Annotated in this window: 24 protein-coding genes and 1 other RNA gene; 8 read left to right on the forward strand and 17 right to left on the reverse strand. The window is 31.3% G+C overall.

Annotated elements, in window-relative coordinates:
- The first annotated feature begins 11 nt into the window (after positions 1 to 11).
- Complete coding sequence (rpsU, locus tag P8625_RS15050; protein ID WP_279651255.1) at positions 12 to 200, forward strand: 30S ribosomal protein S21; 189 nt, start codon at positions 12 to 14, stop codon at positions 198 to 200.
- Between the two features lie 97 nt (positions 201 to 297).
- On the opposite strand, the gene P8625_RS15055 is transcribed toward rpsU, so the two are convergent.
- The 4 genes from P8625_RS15055 to P8625_RS15070 all read right to left on the reverse strand — a co-directional run bounded on the left by P8625_RS15055 (position 298) and on the right by P8625_RS15070 (position 4,739).
- Positions 298 to 1,314, reverse strand: coding sequence for a helix-turn-helix domain-containing protein (locus P8625_RS15055; protein ID WP_279651256.1), 1,017 nt, complete (start codon positions 1,312 to 1,314; stop codon positions 298 to 300).
- Positions 1,315 to 1,596: 282 nt separating this feature from the next.
- Positions 1,597 to 3,732, reverse strand: a complete 2,136-nt coding sequence (locus tag P8625_RS15060) for a sensor histidine kinase (RefSeq protein ID WP_279651257.1) — start codon at positions 3,730 to 3,732, stop codon at positions 1,597 to 1,599.
- A 2-nt stretch (positions 3,733 to 3,734) separates the two neighbouring features.
- Positions 3,735 to 4,181, reverse strand: coding sequence for a response regulator (locus tag P8625_RS15065; protein ID WP_279651258.1), 447 nt, complete (start codon positions 4,179 to 4,181; stop codon positions 3,735 to 3,737).
- Positions 4,182 to 4,187: 6 nt separating this feature from the next.
- Positions 4,188 to 4,739: a helix-turn-helix domain-containing protein gene (locus P8625_RS15070; RefSeq protein WP_279651259.1), complete on the reverse strand. Its 552-nt coding sequence runs from the start codon at positions 4,737 to 4,739 to the stop codon at positions 4,188 to 4,190.
- Between the two features lie 147 nt (positions 4,740 to 4,886).
- On the opposite strand from P8625_RS15070, the gene P8625_RS15075 reads away from it, so the two are divergent.
- Positions 4,887 to 5,348 (forward strand): BLUF domain-containing protein, encoded by a 462-nt coding sequence (locus P8625_RS15075; protein ID WP_279651260.1) that lies wholly within the window; start codon positions 4,887 to 4,889, stop codon positions 5,346 to 5,348.
- Positions 5,349 to 5,385: 37 nt separating this feature from the next.
- On the opposite strand, the gene P8625_RS15080 is transcribed toward P8625_RS15075, so the two are convergent.
- The gene (locus tag P8625_RS15080; protein WP_279651261.1) at positions 5,386 to 5,838 is read right to left on the reverse strand and encodes a ferritin-like domain-containing protein; all 453 of its coding nucleotides are present in this window, start codon (positions 5,836 to 5,838) and stop codon (positions 5,386 to 5,388) included.
- Between the two features lie 223 nt (positions 5,839 to 6,061).
- Between P8625_RS15080 and P8625_RS15085 the strand changes: the two genes are divergently transcribed.
- Positions 6,062 to 6,499, forward strand: a complete 438-nt coding sequence (locus P8625_RS15085; protein WP_279651262.1) for a pyridoxamine 5'-phosphate oxidase family protein — start codon at positions 6,062 to 6,064, stop codon at positions 6,497 to 6,499.
- A gap of 83 nt (positions 6,500 to 6,582) precedes the next feature.
- Here P8625_RS15085 and P8625_RS16285 read toward each other — a convergent pair whose 3' ends face one another.
- From P8625_RS16285 to P8625_RS15110, 6 genes are all read right to left on the reverse strand, one after another.
- Positions 6,583 to 7,074, reverse strand: coding sequence for a TIGR03915 family putative DNA repair protein (locus P8625_RS16285; RefSeq protein WP_322790524.1), 492 nt, complete (start codon positions 7,072 to 7,074; stop codon positions 6,583 to 6,585).
- Positions 7,038 to 7,349, reverse strand: coding sequence for a hypothetical protein (locus tag P8625_RS16290; RefSeq protein WP_322790491.1), 312 nt, complete (start codon positions 7,347 to 7,349; stop codon positions 7,038 to 7,040). Before P8625_RS16290 ends, P8625_RS16285 begins: the two co-directional genes overlap by 37 nt.
- Positions 7,349 to 8,614 carry a putative DNA modification/repair radical SAM protein gene (locus tag P8625_RS15095; protein WP_279651263.1) on the reverse strand — a complete coding sequence of 422 codons (1,266 nt, stop codon included), beginning with the start codon at positions 8,612 to 8,614 and terminating at the stop codon, positions 7,349 to 7,351. Before P8625_RS15095 ends, P8625_RS16290 begins: the two co-directional genes overlap by 1 nt.
- Before the next feature lie 200 nt (positions 8,615 to 8,814).
- Positions 8,815 to 9,396, reverse strand: coding sequence for a hypothetical protein (locus tag P8625_RS15100; RefSeq protein ID WP_279651264.1), 582 nt, complete (start codon positions 9,394 to 9,396; stop codon positions 8,815 to 8,817).
- A gap of 261 nt (positions 9,397 to 9,657) precedes the next feature.
- Positions 9,658 to 10,041, reverse strand: a complete 384-nt coding sequence (locus P8625_RS15105) for an arsenate reductase family protein (protein WP_279651265.1) — start codon at positions 10,039 to 10,041, stop codon at positions 9,658 to 9,660.
- A gap of 436 nt (positions 10,042 to 10,477) precedes the next feature.
- Entirely contained in the window at positions 10,478 to 11,491 is a 1,014-nt protein-coding gene (locus P8625_RS15110) for a helix-turn-helix domain-containing protein (RefSeq protein WP_279651266.1), read from the reverse strand.
- A 203-nt stretch (positions 11,492 to 11,694) separates the two neighbouring features.
- Between P8625_RS15110 and P8625_RS15115 the strand changes: the two genes are divergently transcribed.
- Positions 11,695 to 11,859 (forward strand): DUF1328 domain-containing protein, encoded by a 165-nt coding sequence (locus P8625_RS15115; protein WP_279651267.1) that lies wholly within the window; start codon positions 11,695 to 11,697, stop codon positions 11,857 to 11,859.
- A gap of 476 nt (positions 11,860 to 12,335) precedes the next feature.
- Here P8625_RS15115 and P8625_RS15120 read toward each other — a convergent pair whose 3' ends face one another.
- Positions 12,336 to 13,037: an HU family DNA-binding protein gene (locus P8625_RS15120; protein ID WP_279651268.1), complete on the reverse strand. Its 702-nt coding sequence runs from the start codon at positions 13,035 to 13,037 to the stop codon at positions 12,336 to 12,338.
- Positions 13,038 to 13,524: 487 nt separating this feature from the next.
- On the opposite strand from P8625_RS15120, the gene P8625_RS15125 reads away from it, so the two are divergent.
- From P8625_RS15125 to P8625_RS15135, 3 genes are read left to right on the forward strand one after another with little or no spacing between them, the layout of a single operon-like run.
- Positions 13,525 to 14,733 (forward strand): N-6 DNA methylase, encoded by a 1,209-nt coding sequence (locus tag P8625_RS15125; RefSeq protein WP_279651269.1) that lies wholly within the window; start codon positions 13,525 to 13,527, stop codon positions 14,731 to 14,733.
- On the forward strand, positions 14,682 to 16,466 hold the full coding sequence (locus P8625_RS15130) for an Eco57I restriction-modification methylase domain-containing protein (protein ID WP_279651270.1): 1,785 nt from the start codon (positions 14,682 to 14,684) through the stop codon (positions 16,464 to 16,466). Before P8625_RS15125 ends, P8625_RS15130 begins: the two co-directional genes overlap by 52 nt.
- 1 nt (position 16,467) lies before the next feature.
- Positions 16,468 to 17,151 (forward strand): hypothetical protein, encoded by a 684-nt coding sequence (locus P8625_RS15135; RefSeq protein WP_279651271.1) that lies wholly within the window; start codon positions 16,468 to 16,470, stop codon positions 17,149 to 17,151.
- Positions 17,152 to 17,284: 133 nt separating this feature from the next.
- Here P8625_RS15135 and P8625_RS15140 read toward each other — a convergent pair whose 3' ends face one another.
- From P8625_RS15140 to ssrA, 5 genes are all read right to left on the reverse strand, one after another.
- Positions 17,285 to 17,608, reverse strand: a complete 324-nt coding sequence (locus P8625_RS15140; RefSeq protein ID WP_279651272.1) for a hypothetical protein — start codon at positions 17,606 to 17,608, stop codon at positions 17,285 to 17,287.
- Positions 17,609 to 17,662: 54 nt separating this feature from the next.
- Positions 17,663 to 18,700: a Fic family protein gene (locus P8625_RS15145; protein ID WP_279651273.1), complete on the reverse strand. Its 1,038-nt coding sequence runs from the start codon at positions 18,698 to 18,700 to the stop codon at positions 17,663 to 17,665.
- A gap of 119 nt (positions 18,701 to 18,819) precedes the next feature.
- Positions 18,820 to 19,764, reverse strand: a complete 945-nt coding sequence (locus P8625_RS15150) for a tyrosine-type recombinase/integrase (protein WP_279651274.1) — start codon at positions 19,762 to 19,764, stop codon at positions 18,820 to 18,822.
- Positions 19,765 to 19,863: 99 nt separating this feature from the next.
- On the reverse strand, positions 19,864 to 20,124 hold the full coding sequence (locus tag P8625_RS15155; protein WP_279651275.1) for a hypothetical protein: 261 nt from the start codon (positions 20,122 to 20,124) through the stop codon (positions 19,864 to 19,866).
- Between the two features lie 416 nt (positions 20,125 to 20,540).
- Positions 20,541 to 20,937: a transfer-messenger RNA gene (ssrA, locus tag P8625_RS15160) on the reverse strand.
- Positions 20,938 to 21,656: 719 nt separating this feature from the next.
- Here ssrA and P8625_RS15165 point away from each other — a divergent pair.
- Entirely contained in the window at positions 21,657 to 22,865 is a 1,209-nt protein-coding gene (locus P8625_RS15165) for an NAD(P)-dependent oxidoreductase (protein ID WP_279651276.1), read from the forward strand.
- The last annotated feature ends 179 nt before the right edge of the window (positions 22,866 to 23,044 follow it).

The raw sequence follows: 23,044 nt of genomic DNA on the forward strand, positions 1-23,044 counted from the left end.
ACTATAATCGTATGTTAAGAATAATTGTAAAAGATGGTGAAAATATTGATAGAGCTTTAAAGCGTTATAAGCGTAAGTTTAGAAATGTAAAAGTTTTACAAGAGTTAAGAGAGCGAAAGCAATACACGAAACCTTCTGTAACTAGAAGAGCACAAATTCAAAAAGCAGCTTATAAAGAGCAGTTGTTTAAAGAAGAATAGAGAAGGTTGGTAATTATAATAGATTAACAAGAAAAGCACAATTCATTAAAAATTGTGCTTTTCTTGTTTGCATAACAAAAACCAGTAAGCATATATGTTATGCTGTTGCAGCTAACTTGGTTTTTAGTTTATATTGTGTAGGAGTACAGTTATACTTTTGTTTAAATATTTTACAAAAATAGCTTCTGCTTGAAAAACCTATAGAGTAAACGATTTGAGAAATATTTAAGTCACTATTTTTAATCAGTTTCTCAGATTTTCTAATACGTTCGTCGCGAATAAAATCGTTTACAGTGGTGTTGTGCATTAACTTGAAACCCTCTTGTAGTTTAGAAGCAGTTAGTCCTGTTTTTCTGCACAAATCTTCTATGGTGTTGGCTTCTTCAGGATAGTTTTTAATAAACATTGAAAGCTCTTTTATTTCTTCCATTTCGCTCGATGTTAAACTGCCTTTATTGGTGTTTAAATTCATAACATCTCTTCGGTAGTGTTGAATTTGTAAGGCAAGAATAATGTGTACCATTCCTTCAACTAGTAAGCTACGCACAATTCCTTTTTCGTTGTATGAGCTTAGTTGTGCTATCTTTTCAGCCACTTCTAAATTATTAGAAGTTAAAAACACAGTATTTTCTTTTTTGTTATTAATAAACGTGTTAAATAGTTGTTTTTGAACCGTAGTATTTGCATAACCTTCATCTAGCTTATAAGCACTAATTAAGGTAATAGTTGTGGGAGTATCTTTCTTAAAATAAATGGTGTTACTTTGAGAGTTTACATTCGATACGATGGCCGTTTTAAAAGGTTCTAAAGTTACCTCTTTAGAAGTTGATGAAAATTGGTGACTTACAGACCCTCCAGAACAATAGGCTATATTTACAGTTTTACTTACAATACCATTAACAATCAATGCAACGTCTTCTTCAAACTGTACATTAAATTCAAGATAAGAAATGTTATTTTGTAATAAAATACCTCTTACTTCACCACGACCCAATGTGTTATTAAAAGTTAAACAATGCTCTTTAAAACATTTTTCATAAGATGCTGATAATTGTTTATGCAACTGACTGAAAGTTTTACCAATAGACTCGGTATTGATTGTTATAGTTTTCATGGGTTTTTTAGTTAGGTTAATTGAAAAAGTATAGTAGAGTAGTTTTTTTCTAATTGTTAGAACGCGTAGTCTTACGGGATGATTTTTTTTCTGTCGTATTGTAGTCACAGTATACTGCTTTCGCAATTGTACGACCAACTCTCGCATTTAACTTACTGTAGTGGTAGTTCACTGTCTTCATCTTTACAAGCTTTTAGGATACTTTGCAAAGGTGCAACAGGAATACACTTTGAATGTTACACAATTTTTATTTTGTGTTATATAATTTTTAGAAAAAGTTATTTATGCAGGTAAATATATGGTAAATACAGATCCGCTACCTTTAATACCAGTAGCTTGAATGTAGCCTTGGTGTTTGGTAACAATTTTTTTACAAATAGCAAGACCAATTCCGGTTCCAGAATATTCGTGTTTTTGGTGTAAGCGTTGAAACACTTCAAAGATTTTGTCACGCATTTTATTATCAAAACCTATTCCGTTATCTATTACTTTTATTTGGTAATAGATGTTGTGTTTTTTAACAAAAGGTTCATCGATTTGTGCACGATTTAATATTCTTGAATGAATTTCGATAAGCAATTGTTTGTTTTCGTCTTTGTATTTTATAGCGTTCGCAAGTAAGTTATTAAACAACTGATGAAGCTGAAACTCAACTCCGTTAATTAGAGGTAAATTATCGTATTGAATGCGCACATTGTGTTCTTTAATTTTCATCGATAAGTCATCCTCTACATGTTGCAATACATCATTTAAGTCGACAAGAGTATGCGCTTCATCTTTTTTATTAATTTGAGAAAAAGATAATAGGTTATTTATTAACGTGCGCATACGGGTAGCTGAGTCGATTACACGTTCAACATATTTTTTGTTTCTTTCTGTTAAATCACCATCAGACAAACGAGATAAGTACATTTGTACTTTTCGTAAAGGCTCTTGTAAATCGTGACTAGCAATACGGTTAAAAGATTCTAATTCTACATTTTGGTGGGTTAGTTCGGCATTTCTTTTTTGTAGTTTTTCCTCAATAGCAACTTGCTTGCTAACATCTTGAATAATACCAATAATAATGGTTTTATTTTGGTGTTTATGTAGAGCGCCATTGGTAAAAAGATGCTTAATCTTGTTGCTTTTGGTGACTACTCTGAAGGTAAAATTAATAATTTGATTGTTTTCATAAGCATTGCTAATTTGCTTGTCATAAATGTCTAAATCATTCGGGTGCACAAACTCTCTGAGTTTTTCTAAAGACGATTCGAATTCATAAGGGGTATGTTCTAAAATTCTGTATACGTTCTCAGAAAGAGCAATACCATTGTTTTTTACATACCAAATATAGCTTCCCATTAAAGCAACTTTTTCAGCTTCTTTAAGTAAATCGTTGCTCAGTTGTAATTCGTAATTTAACTTAGAGAGATCGTTTTCATATTTTACAGACTTAGAGATGTCAAATAAAATCACTTTAATATCCTTTTCAGAAGGGAAAAATCGAGTTAAAAAAGTTGTTTTTTCTCCGTTATGGGTAAGTTCTGTTATTTTTTCAATGGGTGTTTTGGTGGTAAAAGATTGAATGAGTTCATTGAGTTCACCAGATGATTTGAATACAGGGAATACTTCTGTAAGATATTTACCAGAGATTTTATGTAAAGGGGTGTCGGTTATTTTTTTGTTGGCATTACTAGCATACTCAACTTTAAAATCTACTATTTTTTTTGTGCTGTCGTATATTGGTGTGTAAAGGTTAACGATGTCGTTTGTTTGATTGAGGATGTTTTCTAAAAATGAATTGATTTTAACATGCCTTTTTTTATCGATAAATAACTTATATACAAAGAGTAGAAGTAATGCAATGGCAATTAATGAGCAAACCATTATAATTTTAGAAAAAGAATAATTTCGATCTTCTATTTTTTTTAATTGAATAATTTGTTGATTGCTGATAAGACTTGTTTGAATGGCATTAATGCTTTCTATAGGAGCTATAATTGTTTTTAAATGTTTATGGGCTACTTCTTCAGAAATGCTTACAGTATCTAATTCATTTAAAAAGCGAAACAACTGCTGTTGTTTCGAAGAAATATCCATTAATTGCTCCAAACACGAGGAATCATTTTGAAAATTTACAGTTAATTCATCAAGCTTTTTTAAGATGTTACTATTAACATCAATTACGTTATCAGTGTTTATTGGTTTTTTAAATATAAGAAAATCTACATATTGTTTTTCTAACTGATGGAGATTCTTACTAATATTTTCTAAACTAAGGCTTTTTGTATATAAGTCAGGTTTTTTTTCAACAGAGCCCTTATAATTTAAAAAAAGACTGTAAGAAATAATTAGAGCTGTTAATAAAATACCTATGGTAAATGTAGAGATAACTTTGTAAGTGGTATCAGAGAAGAGGTATTTTTTATAATCCATGCTTATATTCTTAGCAAAAAGTTTTCTTTTTTAAGATTAGAGGTATGGTACTGCCAATTTATTTGCAGTACTTTTTTAATTGCTTTCTTTAAATCGTTAAAAGAATTGGGTTTGTTAATATATATATTGGCCCCATTTACAAATGTTTTTTCAATATCACTTTCAGATGAAGAGGTAGAGTAAATGGCAACAATAGTATGCTGTAGTTTAGGGTTGTTTCTAATATCTTGCAAGCACTCCATACCATTTTTAATAGGCATATTAAGATCTAAGAAAATAAGATGCGGCAACGCAGTGTCGTTACTCTGTAAATAATTCATAAGCTCTTGACCATGATTAAAGGTGGTAAGTTTGGTAGCGATATCGATATCTTCAATAGCTTCTTCAAAAAAAAGACGGTCATCGATATCGTCATCGGTTAAAATTATATTGAGGGGCGATTGATTCATGGTTCGTTAGATGTTAGTTTGGTTTCGTTTTTCGATAATGCGTTTGAATGTAGAAGTAGTGAGCCCCGTAGTTTTTTTAAATTGACTAGATAGGTGTGCTACACTACTGTAGTTAAGTTTATATGCAATTTCGGTTAACGTTAGGTCACTTTCAACTAAAAAATCTTTAACTAAATCTACTTTACGCAAAATTATATAATTTTCAATAGAAGTATAGGTTGCTTCAGAAAATAAATTCGATAAATAAGCATACGAATAATTTAACTTATCAGACAGGTAATGAGAAGCAGTAATTTTTACAGCATCCTCATCTTTAAGCATATTGTCAATACATATTTTTATACGTTGTATAATATTTAATTTTAAGTCGTTCGTTATATAAATATTGAAGGGTTCTAATAACTCTTGAACATGTGTTTTTTCGGCAAGAGAAAGTTCTTTATTAAAAATAATTTCCTGAGTATTGTGTAACGTATATTCTAAATTAAGAGTATTTAATTGTTGCACTAGTAAGTTTTTTAATACTGCATTAGCATCAAATTTTAAATAAATCCTCATAATTCAGAAAATTAGGGTTAACTTACAACAATAAAAAAAATTTAAAGTTAAAAATACATTATTTGTATAACAAAAAAGAGATAATTTTCTTTTTTTATTTCTTTTTTTATACGAGTGTGTGTAATTTTAATTTGCTTAACTATAACTATGATATATCAACTAACTTACACATCTAAAGCACTCGGTACTATTAGTGATAAAGACATTCAAGACATCTTATATAACAGTAAAGTAAACAATGATACGTTAAAAATTTCTGGATGTTTGTTGTTTTACAATCATAAGTTTTATCAAATTTTAGAAGGAGATGAGGCAGATGTATTGCACTTGTTTGAATTAATAAAAAAAGATGAAAGACATTCCGAAGTTAAAATAGTTGGAACAAGTTTTACAAAAAAAAGACTTTATAAGGAATGGGGAATGTTGTACCAACCCATAAATAGAAGTTTTGTTACAGAACAAGAAATAGAACAATTTAAGCAAAACTTATTACTGCTTGAAAATTTTACAGAAACAAGTACCGAAGCAGAAATATGGTTTTGGAGAGAGATAAAAAAGGGCTTATTACTCAAAGAAGTAAATTCAAAAGAAAAAGCTATCAACCGATAGCTTTTTGTAAATCAACCACATAACTATAGAGGCGTTTCTATCTAATATCTTCTAAATAGTCTGCTCTATTGTAACTGCTTTCAATAGCATTTCGCTGCTTACGCAAAACGTTTACTGTACTTGTAGGCAAGTTGTTGTCTTCTAAAAGATCTTCATAATCTTCTAATGCTGCTTTTTCACCGTTTCTTACTTCCTCTAACATCGATTCTTCGTTGTCGAAAGAAAAGAAAGCTTTGGTATCCATCCAAGCTCTGTGAATAGTACCAGCTACACTACCATCTTCTTCATTAATTTCCAAACCATTAGATCTCAATTCATTTCTTAATTCAGATCTGAAAACTTGACGCTCTTCAGCCTTTTGATTAAAGAATCTTTGTAGGGAAGAATTTTCTACATTTTCAGCAGCTTTTTTAAATCCCTTTTCTGCATCGTATGCCTTTTCTAATAAATCGTTAAACTTGTTTTCTGTACTTTCTGAAAAAATTCCCATGATAATTTTGATTTTAAGATTAATAATACGGTTATGTGAATGAACCATCACTCACAGTGCAAATCTCTATAAATAGAAAGTGAGTAATTGACTTAAAAAAAAATATATTTAGCTCATATAAAGTGCGTTATGTGGGTTGAGTCGAATGAGCACATCTAAAAATGGATTGAGTTAAATAGAAAAAAGCTTTTTTTCAATTTTGTGTCAGTTAAAACTCAATAGTATGGAAAAAATTGATGACTTGGCTGGTAGCAATGCTGTAGAAAAAATTCAAAGTATTTTAATTAATAACCCAACATGTATGTTGGTTAGCTCTTTAGATATGTCGAATCCTTCTGTGTGCCCAATGACCGTAAAAACGATAGAAGATGAAGGGGCTATTTGGTTTTTGTCAGACAAACATTCAGAGCATTACAAGAACATACGAGAAGGAGGTAAGGTACTGTTGATATTTGCTAACAATACCGATGAAGAATACTTGTCTATAAGCGGAGATGGTATGCATTATGATGAAAAGAAAGTTATAGATGCACTGTGGGATGAGCAAGATGCACAGTGGTATGAGAATGGTAGAGAGACCGACTGTATAGTGGCTTTAAAAGTAGTAATTAGCGATGCGTATTATTGGGATACTACCGAACAGAAAACAGTAAAAGTATAGTAGTAGCAGAGAATTGTATGTAATGTACAGTTTTCTGAATTTTTTTATTAGGGGTAAAAACAGCTTTATTAAGCTGTTTTTTTTTATTGCTTTTCGCTTAAATATTTCCAGTAACGTTTCGGTACATGTTGCGTGTGTAACTTTGTGTTTTTACGAGATGCAATGTTCGTGCTTTTAAAATAATCTTTCCAAAGTTGTTGAAACTCTAACTCTTCTACAGTAAAAATTTTATCAGACGTTTTACTAAAGTCAAAACTTTTATCGAATTCAAGTTCTATAATTTCAACGCTATCTAAATTATAAAAAAGACCATACTTTCTTTTTATGTCATAAATCAGCCACTTTTGGTCGGCATACCTGCTTTTAAAATGCTTGGCAATTAAAGGAAGTACATTAAAATCGGGTTCAATATTGGCAAAATAAATGTTGTCTTTCGTAAGTTTAAACCGTACAAAAGCTTCCATTCTGTGTTTTTCTCGTCCTACACTTTTTCTAAGTTTCGCAATTTTTAAAACGGTATCGTTTGAATAATCTTTTTCTATGTTTTTTTTGAAGAAAATACTTGACGAATATATGCCAAAAGCACATCTTCTACCTGAGGCTGTTCACTTAAAAAAGCATAGTAAATTTGATTCAAACCCACATAGGTTAATTTATTTTTTAGTCCATTCCAAACCCTATCAGCATACTCTTTATGGGTAAGAACTTCATCGAAGTTGCCAAACACCGTATGCTGTACGTGTATTTTTTTTTGAATGGATACTTCGCTGAGCTTTTTTTCGTAACAAGTAAAAACACAACTTAAGAAACCATCGAAGCTACCATCATATATAAGGGTTGTTGCTTGCATTAACTGAATAACGTTAGTTGAGGGCTTATAGTTTTGCGAAACTTACTTGTAGAGTTGTTAAGAATGTTGGTTTTTATTTGCAGTGGGGTTAGGTTTTGATGTGTGTACCCATACATAGAAGCACATTCTATAAAATATTTAGCCCTGTTAAGCGCCACGCCTAATTTTTTAAGATGTTCGAAATTTAGTTGTCTAAATTTTCTAGCGTTTACAATTTTATTTACCGAAGTAAGCCCAAGCCCGGGTACACGTAGTAACAAGCGTTTGTCTGCCGTATTAATATTTACAGGAAACAAATGAATGTTGCGCAAAGCCCAACTGAGTTTAGGGTCTACATCTAAATCTAAGTTTTGATGCTGCGTATTTAAAATTTCATTGAACTCAAAACCGTAAAAACGCATCAGCCAATCGGTTTGATAAAGTCGATTTTCTCTAAGCATAGGCACTTCTGTGCCAATTTGAGGCAACCTATTATCATAACTTATAGGCACATATCCAGAATAGTACACACGCTTTAAATTGTAATTTTTGTAAAAGTGATTAGAGGTTGCCATGATCTGAAAATCACTTTCGCCACTCGCACCAATAATCATTTGTGTACTCTGACCACCAGGAGCGTATTTAGGAGTACTTTTAATTAGTTTCTTTTCAGATTTGTACTTTATAATTTCATTTTTAACCTTCGTCATTGGTTTTATAAAATCGTGGTGATTTTTATCAGGAGCCAATAACTTTAATCCAGATTTTGTAGGAATTTCGATATTTACACTCAGTCTATCAGCATACAACCCTGCTTCTCGCATCAATTCGTCAGAAGCACCAGGAATGGATTTTAAGTGAATATAACCGTTAAAGTTTTCTTCTAATCGTAATTTTTTAGCAATGGCAACCAGGCGTTCCATGGTATAATCGGCATTTTTAAAAATACCCGAACTTAAAAACAAGCCTTCAATATAATTTCTGCGGTAAAAATTAATCGTAAGGTCTACGACTTCTTGTACCGTAAATGCCGCTCTTTTTATGTCGTTACTCTTCCTAGTTACGCAATAAGCACAGTCGTAAATGCAAAAGTTGGTTAATAATATTTTTAATAAAGAAACACATCTTCCATCCTCGGTATAGGTGTGGCAAATTCCCATGCCCGAAGAATCACCCAAACCCTTATTTTTGTTAGCGCGTTTACTACCGCTTGAAGAGCACGAAACATCGTACTTGGCGGCATCTGCTAATATTTTTAATTTTTCTTGAATTCGAGAAAAAGACATAGGTGTAAGATTAAGCTAATTCAACAAATTTAATTGTTATTCTAGAAAAACAATAGCACAATACGGTTTTAAATCTCTACAATTGGGCTGAATAGTGAACGGATGACTGCAGGTGCGAAGTGGTAACTTTTGTGTAAAAAAAACAAGCAAGTGTTTTGTAACAACTTGCTTGTAAGGTTTTTTGTATGGATGTAAATGTATTACTTAGAGTAAATTACACTATAATCTTTTAATTTTTGCTCAACATCGTTCATAGAAGAAAAGTACTTGTGAGCACTGTTAAATATTCTGTTCGGTTTCTCGCCAACGATGTAATATTTTACGTTTAAATCTTCAGGAGCATTTAGAGTTAATTGATCTGAAACTCTTAGTTTTTTATCACCTAAAGTTTGACTTAGTTCTTCAAGAGTAGCTACCACAACTAAATTTTTGTTGTTTGCATATACTTTTTGAATTTTTAAATCGTGTTCTGTTTCAATCACTTCAGCTTCAACTACTAAATTACGCTCTTCTTTTTCACCCGCATCAGGCATATCAACATCTATGTAAGGTACTTCAACTTCAACCTCTTCCATTACTACCACTACTTTTGGTACTTTTACGGTTTTAGTGGTGGTTTTTAAGTCTACGTCTGCCCAATCAACATCGAAAGTAGGTAATTGGCCTGCCTCTGTATCCACATCCACATCTACATCAGGTAACTTCATTTCTTTTTTCTGTTCAACGTCACAACTTACAAGTGCAATTGAAACTATTGCAAATAATAAAATAAATTTTTTCATGGTTCTTATTTGTTATTAGTGTTCATAATTTTTTTCACATAGTAACGACTGTGCTTTGTGAAAAAGTTTGTTTATATATAGTTGTCAAAGGTAGGCAGCAACAAAACGTTTATTTTGCTCATTAAAATTAAAAGTTAGCTCATTTAAAGTTGTTTGTTATAATGTAACGCACATGCTACACACCTATTATATTTATAATTTGTAAACCAACCAAAAAGTTGTGCTAAACACATGCTGTTTTACCAAATCGTACTGAAAGGTTTAATTATTTAATTCTTCAGAAAAAATCATCATATCCGATTTTTGTTTAATGCTCACAGCTTTGTTGCAATTAATAGCAATCGGATGTTGTAATAGGCTAGGAGTATGCTCAATGATTTTTAACCAATCTTCTACAATAAAATCACTCACATCTCCCACGTTCTTAGCATCTGGGTGTTCAGGAGAAAAAAGTTCGCCTAGTGTAACTCCTACCATTTCGGCAATTTCTAGCCATACTGTTTGAGAAATGCTTTCCTCACAAATATCAATAGCTTGTATGCGTTTGTCGATACTATTAGCATAGGCTAACATTTCTTTTCCGAATACAGATTTAGAAGAGTAAATGTACAATAGCTGTCTGTTATCTTTCGCTAAGACTCCCATAAGTAAACTGTTTAATTAGTAATTGGTGGAGCAAAAGTAGGTCAACACTAAATTTTAATTGAACTCAATTACGTAAATGCTTAACTCATTTAGATAAAAGTTGGGGTTGATGGTTTTTTGATACAAATGGAGCAATAATGAGAAGAAGATAAATAGGGGATATAAATTGAAACCATTCTTTCGAAAAAGAATGGTTTCGTCAAATATAAACTACCTAAATATAAACCTAGGTATTGACAAGGGGGGAATTATCTTACAACCTAATTAATAACATAACACTTAAAAAAGAAACGATGCTACTAAAAGGCATTGTAAACGACTTCTTATTATAAGTTGTTTTTTAACGATGTAAAGGTAGAAATGGATGTGTAAACTAACTATGACTATTGCTGCAAATAGTATAACATTAGGTATTTAGTATTGAACATTTGCGACGTTATTTTACTTTGCGGTATTCTAAAGGAGATACTCCTACTGTTCGCTTAAATATTTTAGACAAATAGCCAGGAGAAGAAATACCTAATTGATAGCTAATTTCTGAAATCGTTAAATCAGTTTCTAACAAGAGTTCTTTGGTTTTTTCAACTCGGTAATTTGTTACATATTCTAACACCGACATTCCAAACAATTCATTAAACCCTTGTTGTGTTTTTTTTACGCTTAAATTAATTTCATCGCTTAAGTTTGCTACAGTAGTAAAGTGCGCAATGTCAGATTTTATAATTCTCGCAGCTTTTAAAATCTTTTCTTGAAGGGTTTTCGACATGCGTTTTTGATCGTCAGATAGTTTTGAGTTGGTAGATATGGCCTCAAATTGCAAGCTAATGAGTTGGTAGGTTAATCCTTCTAAATACAACGTCTCTACAATATTGCTGAAATTACTATTAAAGTACTTGTCTAAAATTTCTGATGTTTGGTAATTGTAATAGCCTTCATGAAAATACGGGTTCACCCCATTGACATCTCTTAATAGGGTCGACAAATTTTTGTCCATTTCCTCTAAATGATTTTCAAGATAGCTTTCAAAACTTTTACGATCAATTCGAATGCTAAGTAACGAGATGTACTGGTTTTTAGGTAAAAATATGGTATGATTTTGCTTTGCAATACTGGCAAGGGCAACAGAACCTTGCTCGTTTAAATATGCGGCATCTTTGTTATCATGAAATTGATGCTTAAGACGTGCTTTTTTATTAATTATTATTTTTAGCGGATGCGATACCCCTTGCTCAAATAGCAGGCTCATTTCTTCTTTGAGCTTCAAACGAACGTCGAGTACAGAAACTCCTGATTTATAATTGTGCTGTTGTATACAACCATTACCCAAAGATTCAGGAAAACACAGCTTAGAGAAATTGCTTGATTTTGAATCGATTGGTATATTGAGCGTTTCGGCAAAGCTCGTAATTATGGCATCTTGGTTGTCGTCTTCAATATGAATATTTATCATGGTACATACGAATTTATAAACAGGGTAATATAATTCTAATAAACGATGTAAGTTAGCTCGAAAACTATTTTTTTTAGCTTAACTGAAAAAATATATATGAGCAAACATATTTTTCTTTAGAGCTAAACTAATTGTTACAATCGCTATAATTTTACAAGGTGTAAAAATTACACAATTGTAATATTAACTTTAAATTTATATATATGTTACGTTGGACAATTATTTTTGTAGTAGTGGCTATTATAGCTGGAGTTTTAGGATTTACTGGAATCGCTGGAGCAGCAACAGGAATTGCTAAAATCTTATTTTTCGTATTTTTAGTGTTGTTTATTATTTCACTAATTAGAGGAGGAGCAAAAAAAATATAAGTATAAAGGGAAATCGAAATAAAAAATCTCAACGGGGTAGTTGAGATTTTTTTGTTTTGTAGAAGTAAATTTTTAATGCATTACCATTCTTAATAACCAATCGACGGTACACGAAAAAATTATTTGTTAATCGTAGTATGATTTAAAACTCATTGAAGCAAATACCCCATAGTATCGAGAGGTCTCATCTCGGTATACTTCGTTCTTTCAATACCACACATTCTTGGTTTTTAGTTCATTTGAATAACACCCCATCGCTCATTGGGGTGTCACCCCAATTATAAGGGGAGTAGTACCCCATGCCTCATTGGGGTGTCGTTCCCCTTATAAGGGGAATGTTGCTCATAGCCTCTTTATGTTGTATGAAATACTCTTTTTACCATAAGAAAACCTCATAAATAAGACTATTTATGAGGTTTTAGCACCGTCATTTCAAATTATAAACGGTATGAATTACTTTTTATAAGCGGTATAGATTAGGCGGCTGTTACGGTAAACGTAGCGTCTGATATACGGATATCTTTTAAAAAGAGTCCAGAAGTGTTTGTGGCTTGTGTTTTAATACGAATTTTATACGCACCAGCTGCTAAGACGGGTGCTTGCCCAATTACTTTTTTAAAACTGTTTTGAGCCAAGTACTGCACTTTGGTTTCGGTGCCGTCGGGAGCAACAAAATACAAGCCTACCTCTTCTTGATCGCCATCTATCTTTAAGCGCACTCCGTTAAGCTCAAATAGTCCATTAGAGGTAATCGTAGTATTGGTAGTTTTGCTGGTAATATCTTTACAATTCGTAATAAAGGTATTGGTTAAAGGCGCCGTTATTTTTTGTAACGGAATACTTTCTTTTATTTCGTTAATTAACTTTCCTCCGTTTAAGTTTACATGCAGCTTATGAATGTCGGCATTAAAACTGTCTTCTTCTGTTTCAAAGACTCCCGAAATCGAATACCCAATGTTTACGAGGGGTAAGTTAATATTGTCGCCTTCTTCTATCGACTCAATAATTTCTTCGTAATACGAATTGAGTACGGCTACGATATCGGTTTTGCTTACCAAATTACGTTTGCTTAGCATCTTTTCGATAAGCTCGTCTTGGTTAATGGTACGTGTGGTGAGCACACGTGCTACATAGTTGGTTTCTTCTGTGAGTCTGTTTTCTGTTAAATAATACTTCATAATATCAATTTTTAAATTACGTTACTTTTTCAATTACACGTACGGCTAGGGTGTGTTTACATAACAAAAGGTTACATATTGTCAAGCACCGTATATACTACGTGTGTGCTAATTTTTAAAAAAAGGATACGGACTGACTACTTATTAAGGTATAAAGTAGTATTTGCAATTTATGGGTTGTATACTTTTTCTTTATAGCGGTACTAAAATAGTATTTTTTTAAAACCATGGGTGAATTTTGACAATACTTTAACATACCTACACCATAACAACTGGTTGTTTGTAGCGATTATTTGCAATGGTTAGGTGGGGCAAGGAGATATTAAATCATTTTTTAATTAAAAACAATACGAAGGATTGTTCAAACTTGTCAAAAGGAAAACCTTATGAAATCCATTGAAAAATTTGAATGAATAATATTTTTATTGACAATTTTTTTAATTTTAATTAAATTATTTTTGCAGATTAATCGTACTTTTAACCGCAAATGAATATATCACAAAAATTAGACAAAGGTTTTAAAGTTCTTGGTTTTGACCAAGAGAAAAATGATTGCCTTTTTTTGTGTCAAGATTTAAATTCAGTAGATGACTTAGAGTTAAAAATTCATTTAGAAAAAGCAAAGATTTTTAATGCGGATGCAGTTTTTTTCAGGAAAGAGCTTGATAGGTTTAAACCTCAAGTTTATTTGTATGATTTTACAAATCAACTCTTCAATCAAAACGATTTAACGGATATTCAAAAAAAAATATGGAGTAATGGTAGTGTTCCCATAGCGTGTGCTTTTTATGATACCGAAATTAAAATTCTTGATTGTACTCAGCATATAAAAAAAAATAATACTCCTGTATACCTTGCTGATTTAGAAATTGTTTCAAATGTACATCAATTATATAATGAACAGTTTGCTGTAAAGATTAAAACGGGGGCATTTTGGGAAGAAATAGAAAACAAAAATAAGTTCAAGTTTAATACTTCTGCTTATGATATTTTAATAGAATGGATTAAGGAAATAATTAAACAAAGTTCTAGCTTTAAGAATGTTTCTCAGAATAAAATAATTAAAAAAGTCATTATCCAATCGATAATGATTAAGTATTTAGAAGAAAGAAAAGATGAAAAAGGTAATAGTCCTTTCAATAAAAAATATGTAAGAAAGTACGATAACGCTCAAGATTTTGTAGAGGTTTTAGAGAAAAATAAATTAGTAGATTTATTAGAAGATTTACAAAAGGATTTAAATGGTAATTTATTTGAATGGTCGGAAGATGAAAAAGAAATTATAAAGACAATGAACCTGTCTTGTTTGTCTGAAGCACTTAAAGCTTATAAGAGACCAGAGGAAATCAATAATAATGTTTTTGAGTTAATAAGATTTTATGAGTTTAGCTATATTCCTGTAGAATTGATAAGTAGAATTTATGAAGAATTCTTAGCTGGGGATTCTGATGTTAATTTAACTCAAAAGAATAAAAAGCAGAAGGAGGGGATTTTTTACACACCTTCTCATCTTGCTCAACTATTAGTAGATGAGTCTATGCCTCTTAAAGATTATAACAAAGTAGAATTGTCTAATTATAAGGTTTTAGATCCTGCATGTGGGTCTGGAATTTTTCTTGTTTTAGCATATAAAAGATTAGTTCAGTGGTGGAAGCTTCAGAACAATATGCAAAAAAACCTAAACCTTCTGATTTGAACAAACTTTTATCTTGCATTTATGGGGTCGATAAAGAAGAACAAGCAACGAAGTTAACTGCTTTTAGTTTGTGTTTAGCTCTTTGTGATACTTTAAGTCCTATGCAAGTAATTTCTGAATTAAAATTTGTTGATTTAACTAAAAATAATATACTATACACTGATTTTTTTATAGATGAACTAATTCTCCCAAAAGAAGAAGAAAAATTAAAAGAGTATTCAAGACAAATAGAGAATTTTAATAAAGTTAAATCACTTAAATTTTCATTAATCGTAGGTAACCCTCCGTTTGCCAGGAGTGGTAAGAAAATTGAAGGCAGGAAAGATTTTTGGGATATAAATTATAACAACAAAAGAACGAAAATACCTTCTAACCAAATAGCTTTGAAGTTTTTGTGGAAATCGACTGGAATGTTAAAGGAAGATGGGCTACAATGTTTGATACTAAAGGCTTCAAGTTTTTTGTATAATCCTACATCTTTTGATTTTAAAAAGCTTTTCTTTTCTATATTTAATGTAGCACAGATATTTGATTTTACTCCACTAGCAAGAAATAAAAGTTTATGGGATAATGGTGCCGATGTAGATACGATTGCTTTGTTCACAAAAAATACTGTACCAGAAACTACCAAGAATATTTTACATGCTATTTTTAGAAGAACGAAAGTAAATAGAGAAAGGATTTTATTTGAGATTGACGATGCTGACTTGAATTACATTTCGAGAAATCAAGCAATAAATAATCCGTTTATTTGGAAAGCTAACTTAGTTGGTGGAGGAAGAGTTTCTGTTATAGTTGACAAATTAACAAAAAAAGATACTCTTTTAGATTTTTTAGAAAATAATGGTTTAGTCGCCTTTGAAGGAGAAGGTGGTGCTAAAAGTTTGAACAATGAAGCTTTTCATTCTGATTATATTGACGATTCATTTTCAAATGAGCTTTATAAAAAGTCTTTTAAAAATTTAGAGAATACTAAATTTCACCCACCTAACTTTTTAGTAAAAGAAAATATTTCTCTTCCATTTGCCTTGAATAAAAAAAAGATTCCATTTTCAAATGAAGTAATTTGTATTTCAGGTAAAGAAGATAGATTAAACGAATTGGAAATAATTAAAGATTTTTTTGTGTCTAACGAAGAGTTTATAAAATTTTTTCTTTTAGCAACAAGTGGAAAAGCTTTAGTTTACAAAAACACATCTTTCAAAAAAGATGATTTGCTGAGGGTGCCTTTTTTTTATGAATTACAGAGTTTGTTGAATGAGTTTGATATTAAAATAATTAGCGATGTAAATAATTATTTTCAATTTTTCTTAAGAAATGGAGAGAAATCTAAGGCGGTTCAGAGAATTTCAAAAAATGAAATTCAAAGTGTAATTTTAAGTTATGGTAACGAATTCTCAAAGATTTTAAATCTGCTTTATCAAGAAAAAGATAACCAATTTCGATTATCTAAAGTTAATTCATTTTTAGGAGGTGCTTATTTGATGTGTGTATTTGAATATGATGATGATAATAAAGAAGTTTCTTTTACTACTAATCAAGTGGAATACTTACAATCTTTAACTGAATTTGAAATAACAAAGCACCTTAGTTCTAAAAGAATCATTAGGCTTTATAATATAAAAGATACAATTATCATTATTAAACCTAATCAATATAGATATTGGATGTCTCTTTCGGCATATAGAGATGCGGATAAATCAATCTTTGATTTAACTAAAATGGGTTATTAATATGATTGTAGATAAAAGAAATGAAAGCTATCATAGTAGTGCAAATCATAGTTATCCTAAAAGTAGATTAATTCAAAAAGTTATTGATTCTATCAGTTCTACTCCTTTTAGTTTTAAAGCAGCTCTAAATAAACATCAAAATTTTAACCTTAATGAAGATGAATTAACCCTTCTATTCGCAAATCAAAATCAGTTTCAAATTAATAAAATTGGTATTCCGATTCGTGTGGGGGAACAATATAGAGATTTATATCACAAGACAAAAGGTATTCCTGATTTGCATTATTCGATATTGGAAGAAGGTTTAAATTATGAGCCTGTTTTTATAATGGAAGCAAAAAGACTTCCTTCTCCTTCAGTTAATAGGGAAAAAGAATATGTTGTAGGTAAAACCCCCTCTGGAAATCCTAATGGAGGGATTGAGAGGTTTAAGTATCAAAAACACGGTAAAGGACTTAGTTATTGTGGGATTTTAGGGTATGTTGAAAGAGGTAATTTTGAAGATTGGTTAGATAAAATAAATTCTTGGATACTAGAGTTAATGCCTACTTGGTCGGAGCAAGAAAAACTAAAATTTTTAGAAAAGGAAAGTATTCAAGTTTTACTTTCCTCTAAGGTTCTTAGAGAAGATTCTTCGGAGCTTAATCTATATCATTTTTGGATTGATATATTCAGAAAAAAATAATTTTAATATCGTAACTTGAAAAGGCAGTAAAATTTAAAAACCTCTGTAAAACAATTAATTACAGAGGTTTTATGTGGAGACGCCGAGAATCGAACTCGGGTCCAAACAAGCAGCTCAAAAGCTTTCTACATGCTTAGTTTTGAATTAATTGTCGACTAAAAGCTGATTCAGAACTACCTACTTTTAGCGTAGCTTCTTTAATTTTTTCTAAGATACCATTGACATAATTTGTGATTATTGGATTTTCAACTAGAGTATCATTACAAACGACCCAAACTTCACGTTTTAGGAATTTTTCATTAATTTCATTCTTTATTTTTAATAGTCCTAGCCAGACTAATGTTAACATAACTGTAGAGTCTTTTCCTCCACTAAACCCTATTATCCAAGGTTTATTGTTGTCTTCAATAGTATATTGATCTATAATTTCTTCAATTATATAATTAGCTTTCTTCATATATCTTAAAACTCGTAATTTACAATTTTGATTACAATAATTGTGATGATTGATTTAAATTAATTTTTCCCATTTATGATGAAGTAAATATGTTCTAGCTTTTTTTGAGGAGTTACCAATTATAAGAAAATCACTTCCTAACCATTTTTTTATCAAAATGGCAGCACTTCTTTTAGAAACACCTAAATGAATCGCTAAATCATTAGTAGTAATTTCTTTTTGTTGCAAAAATAGACCTAAAGACATTCGCTGTTTAGCAGATAATTCTCTTAATAGTTTGGAATTATCATTTGATATAACAGGATTCTGTTTTTTAGAATTCTCTATAATATTGGTAAAAGCAATAGCCATTCCTTTTGTAAAATATTCGAGGAAATCAGTTAAATCGGCTTGTTCACGGCCCATATAATAATTAGGAATATCTTCCACTGCTAAAGCATCATAATATCCATGAATGTGTTTAGCATAATATTCTTCCAAGGAGTAAATTCCCTTTAATCCATATCCTCCATGATGAAGTATATAGTTTGTAAGTAAACGAGCAGTACGTCCATTACCATCATAATAAGGATGAATTGTGGCAAATTGATAATGAGCCAAGGCAGCTATAATTGGTACAGGAATTTTTTCTTCTTGTAATTTATCATTAATCCAAACTATTAAATCCTGCATCATCATAGAAACATCAGATGCTTCTGGAGGCATATAAACTATAGCATTTGAAAAACCGTCTTTTATTACATTTTGACCATCTCTATATAAAGTAGGTTTCTTTTTACCATATAAAACTAAACCGTGTATAGTTTGCAAAATTTTCTCAGTTAAGATTTTAGTATAATTAGCATCTACGTATTCTAATGCCAAATAATAATTCCTAACTTCTTTTTCGTCTCTTTCTCTCCCTGGTAAACCGCCGATATTTTTATCTACTACTTGAGTTACTTCTTCCATTGTTAGTCGGTTTCCTTCAATTTGAGTAGAATAATGTGTAGCAACAAGTCGTGCTGATTTTCTTAAAGAACTTAATAATTTAGCACTTACAGGGGTAGTTTCAAACTGTTTTTTACCTTCCTCTATTTTAGCTAAATCCATAGCTATTTCTAACGTAATTGTATAGTTTGGGTTAAAGGGCATATTAAGTTTTGGGTAAATGTACGATAAAATGTAATTAAAGTGTAAATAAAATGTGTTTAAACGTCAAATAAATGTTTTTAAAAAGCCACAGATCTAGTAATATTATCATTGTCCTCAGTTTCAAAGCTATCTAAATATACTTGTGTTGTTTTAGAAGAATCATGACCTAAAGCTTCGGAGATATATGAAATGTTTGTTCCTGAGTGTTTTAAAGCAGTAGCGAAAGAATGTCTAAGAACATAGCTAGTAAGATTAGTGTCAATTCCAGCCAAGGATGCAATTTTTTTGAGGTTATTGTTAAAAACATCACTACGACTTTCATAAAGAGTAACCTCTTTTTTGCCTAATCCTAAAATTTGTTGTAGTAGAATAGGGAAGACCAGTTCGTTAGAGTTTAGTTTTTTTCCTTGTGAATAGTATTGTAATATTTCCTTTGATTTACCTGCAATGACAATATCAAAATTTTTATGGTTTTTAGCTCTTGTATATTTTATACGGTCAAAATCTCCAATAATCTGATTCATTCTTAAATAAGCTAAATCTCGAAAATTAATACCATTGGTATTGAACATAAAAATAGCCTGTTGTTGAGAGTGCCATAAAGAAGTATCTTTTTCTAAAAGATATTCAAATAAAGCTTTGATTTGTTCTAAATGAATAGCTCTTTTTTGTGTTGGTTGAGGCGTACCCACCGTAAAATACTGAAATCCATAATTTCCATCTTTTGGAAGTTTATGATCTTTAATGCCATGATTGATTACTGCACGCAAGCCTTTTAAATAAGCATTGTACGAAGTGTCTTTCATAGGTTTATTCATCATGTTTACTTTCCATTGCTCCAAGACTTTTCCAGTGATTTCTACAAAAGTGATGTCTTCTTTACAATTCGTGTATTTTTTAAATGCGCTAAGAGCTTGCTTGTAGGATTTAGCTCTACCATAGAGTTTTAAATTTTCATAGTGTTCGACCAAAGTATTACCATATTCAAAAAGCTTAATGGTTTTAATACCTTTAGGAGTCATTAAAAGTATACCGCCTTTTTCTTTGATTTTTTTATCACGAGTTTCAGATTTATTATCTAAAATTTGTTGAGCAATAAAGTCACGTAATTGTTTAATATTCTAAGAATGTATTTCGTTTTCATAATCTTGGATTAATGTTTCAGCAATGACGAGTTTTTTTCTAAGCTTGTTATTTTCTCTTTTGTAGTTTTTGAATTTTTTATTGAACTTATCCTCATCCCATTGTTCTATTAAAGCATATTTTTTTGAATTAATCGGAAGATGCTTTCCTTCTTTTTGGACTTTAAGTTTTATAGGGAATGAGCCATCTTGTCTTTGATTACTTTTCTTTTTGTCTAGTATAATTTTTACGGTTGCCATAGTACTTTTTGTTTATACAAAGACACTAAAAAATTGCCCGTTTTTTGCCCGCTATTTTTGTTTTTATCTGATTCTGTAAAATTTTATATTTTTTAAACACCTTTATTTATAAGGGTTTGTGTTTTTGTTTGGTTTTATTTGGTTTAATAATATCTGCCTTATAAGCAGACGGTCATAGGTTTTGAATCCTGCTGAGATTTTAGAAATCGTAAGTCTTTTTTATTTCATATATGGTGCTAATAAAAATTACTACTGACTTCTGTTCCTTTCTTAAAAAAATGTTTGAGTTAATTACTATTATAAGATGACCAATGTTATGAACATATACTTTAGTTAAATCATGGATTTAGATAGAAAGGAAAAATTGAACTTTGTAGATAAAATAAAAACGCAACCAAATGGGTTGCGTTTTTTATTTGTGGAGACGCCGAGAATCGAACTCGGGTCCAAACAAGCAGCTCAAAAGCTTTCTACATGCTTAGTTTTGAATTAATTGTCGACTAAAAGCTGATTCAGAACTACCTACTTTTAGCGTAGCTTCTTTAATTTCGAAAACCTATCGAAGCCCTAAGTTTTCTATGTTTACTTTTACGATGCCCAAAAGTGAAACGCCGTAAACCAAGGCTTTTCGTGGACATTTAGCTTTCCCGCCTAGCGGGACGTGGCTTGTAATCTTACTGTAATTCAGATTAAGCAGCTAAAGCGTAGTTATCTTCGCCGTTTATAAAGTTGAAATAAGTTTAACGAGTCGTCATTTCACTCCTCGGCATGCTTACATTTTCACTCGTCTTGCTGTCAAAACCAGTCGTCCCCAATATGTCAAAGATGCTACTTGTATTCCTGCAAAGAATATACCAAATAGTACTTACAATACTGTGCAATTTAATTCGCAATTCTTTGTTAAGAAGTACAAAAACTAGCGGATGCAAATATAAACAAATACTACAATTCAGTTGCTCTTTTTTAGAGTTCCTTTTATTGCTGTCATTATTACAATATTTGTCTCATTTCGAATTCATTTTAAAATCTCTAATCATGTTATATAAAATATGTAGGATGAGAACCTGAAATAAGCTCAGGTTGACTATTGACTTCGTGTAACTACGTTTGTCACTTCGAGTAAAATTATTAGAAATGAAATGAAGAATAATTTTGTATCGAGAAGAGCTCTTTATTGCTGCATACTGTTCTCGATACATTTTTTAGCTTCGTTAGCACTTAGCAAAAAATACTCGAACTGACATTTCAACGATTGAAACAAACAAAAATCTAAAATAGTATGTATAATTATAAATTCGCGTCATTCTGAATTTATTTGGGAATCCCATCTTATTATAAAACATATATATGATGGGAACCTAAGACAAATTCGAATTGATTGTTATGATCTTGCTGACAATTAGCAGTAATAACTTACTTAAAAATCTACTTAAGGTGACTTGTACAATCATTTTAAAACAAGTATTTTCGCTGCTGGTGTTATAACCTGTAACATTAATGGCAAAATTGTTTAAATTTAATACAAGTAACCAATGAAATTCGGAATTATAAAAGAACGCAAGAACCCACCCGATAAAAGAGTCGTATTTTCTCCAGAAAAACTGCAAGCATTTCAACAGCAGTTTCCTCAGGCTGAAATCGTGGTAGAGAGTTCTGATATCCGAGTTTTTTCTGACGAAGCATATAAAAAAGCAGGATTCGAAGTAACGAACGATGTTTCAAATTGCGATGTGTTGTTAGGAGTAAAAGAAGTTCCAGTAGAAAACCTCATTCCTAATAAAAAGTATTTCTTTTTTAGCCATACCATCAAAAAACAACCCTACAATAGAAAATTGTTACAAGCCCTGTTGGCAAAAAATATCGAGTTGTACGACCATGAAACTATTATAAAAGAAAATGGCGCGCGTTTAATTGGTTTTGGTCGCTATGCCGGATTGGTAGGTGCTTACAACGGTTTTCGAGCCTTAGGATTGCGTGAAGGAATATATACCTTGCCAAAGGTAGAAACCTTAGCTGATTTAGATGCCGTGAAGGCGGAATTGGATAAAATTACGATACCGAATATTAAAATTTTACTAACCGGTACAGGAAAAGTAACCTATGGGGCGAAAGAAATTTTAGATCACTTAAACATAAAACAAGTAAGCGATGCGCTGTACTTAACTACAGAGTTTACCGAACCTGTATATTGCATAGCCGATGTGATGGAATATGCGAAACGTACAGATGGTAAAGTAGGAGATAAGTATGAATTTTACAAAGATCCAACAGGGTACGAGAGTAATTTTATGCCGTATGCAAAACAAACCGACTTTTTTATAGCCGGACATTTTTATGGCGATGGTGCTCCTTATTTATTTACTCATGACGATGCAAAGCACCCTGAATTTAGAATAAAATATGTAGCCGATATTTCATGCGATATCAACGGACCCGTGGCTAGTACCCTCCGAGCCTCAACAATTGCAGATCCTATTTACGGTTATAACCCAGAAACAGCATCAGAAATCGACTTTAAAGATGAAAATGCCATTACCGTAATGGCGGTTGATAACTTACCTTGTGAGTTGCCAAAAGACGCTAGTGAAGGTTTTGGAAATATGTTCTTAGAGCATGTAGTTCCTGCGTTTTTTAACAACGACAAAGACGGAATTTTAGCACGCTCGCAAATGACAACAGCTACGGGAAAACTAACCGAACGGTATGCCTATCTGCAAAATTATGTAGACGGAAAAGAGTAGGTTTGTTAGTTGTTTACAATCCATACATACCATATCGAACTTCTTATAACCTTTGTAGTTTGAAATTAGGGTAAAACATAAAGATGGCGTTTTATTAGCGTCATTATAAAATTATAAAAGGGAATATACAACTGACGAATGATTTTTTCGTGTACTTCGAGTTCTAGACAAAACACAAA

Source organism: Tenacibaculum tangerinum, assembly GCF_029853675.1.
Taxonomy (GTDB): Bacteria; Bacteroidota; Bacteroidia; order Flavobacteriales; family Flavobacteriaceae; genus Polaribacter; species Polaribacter tangerinum_A.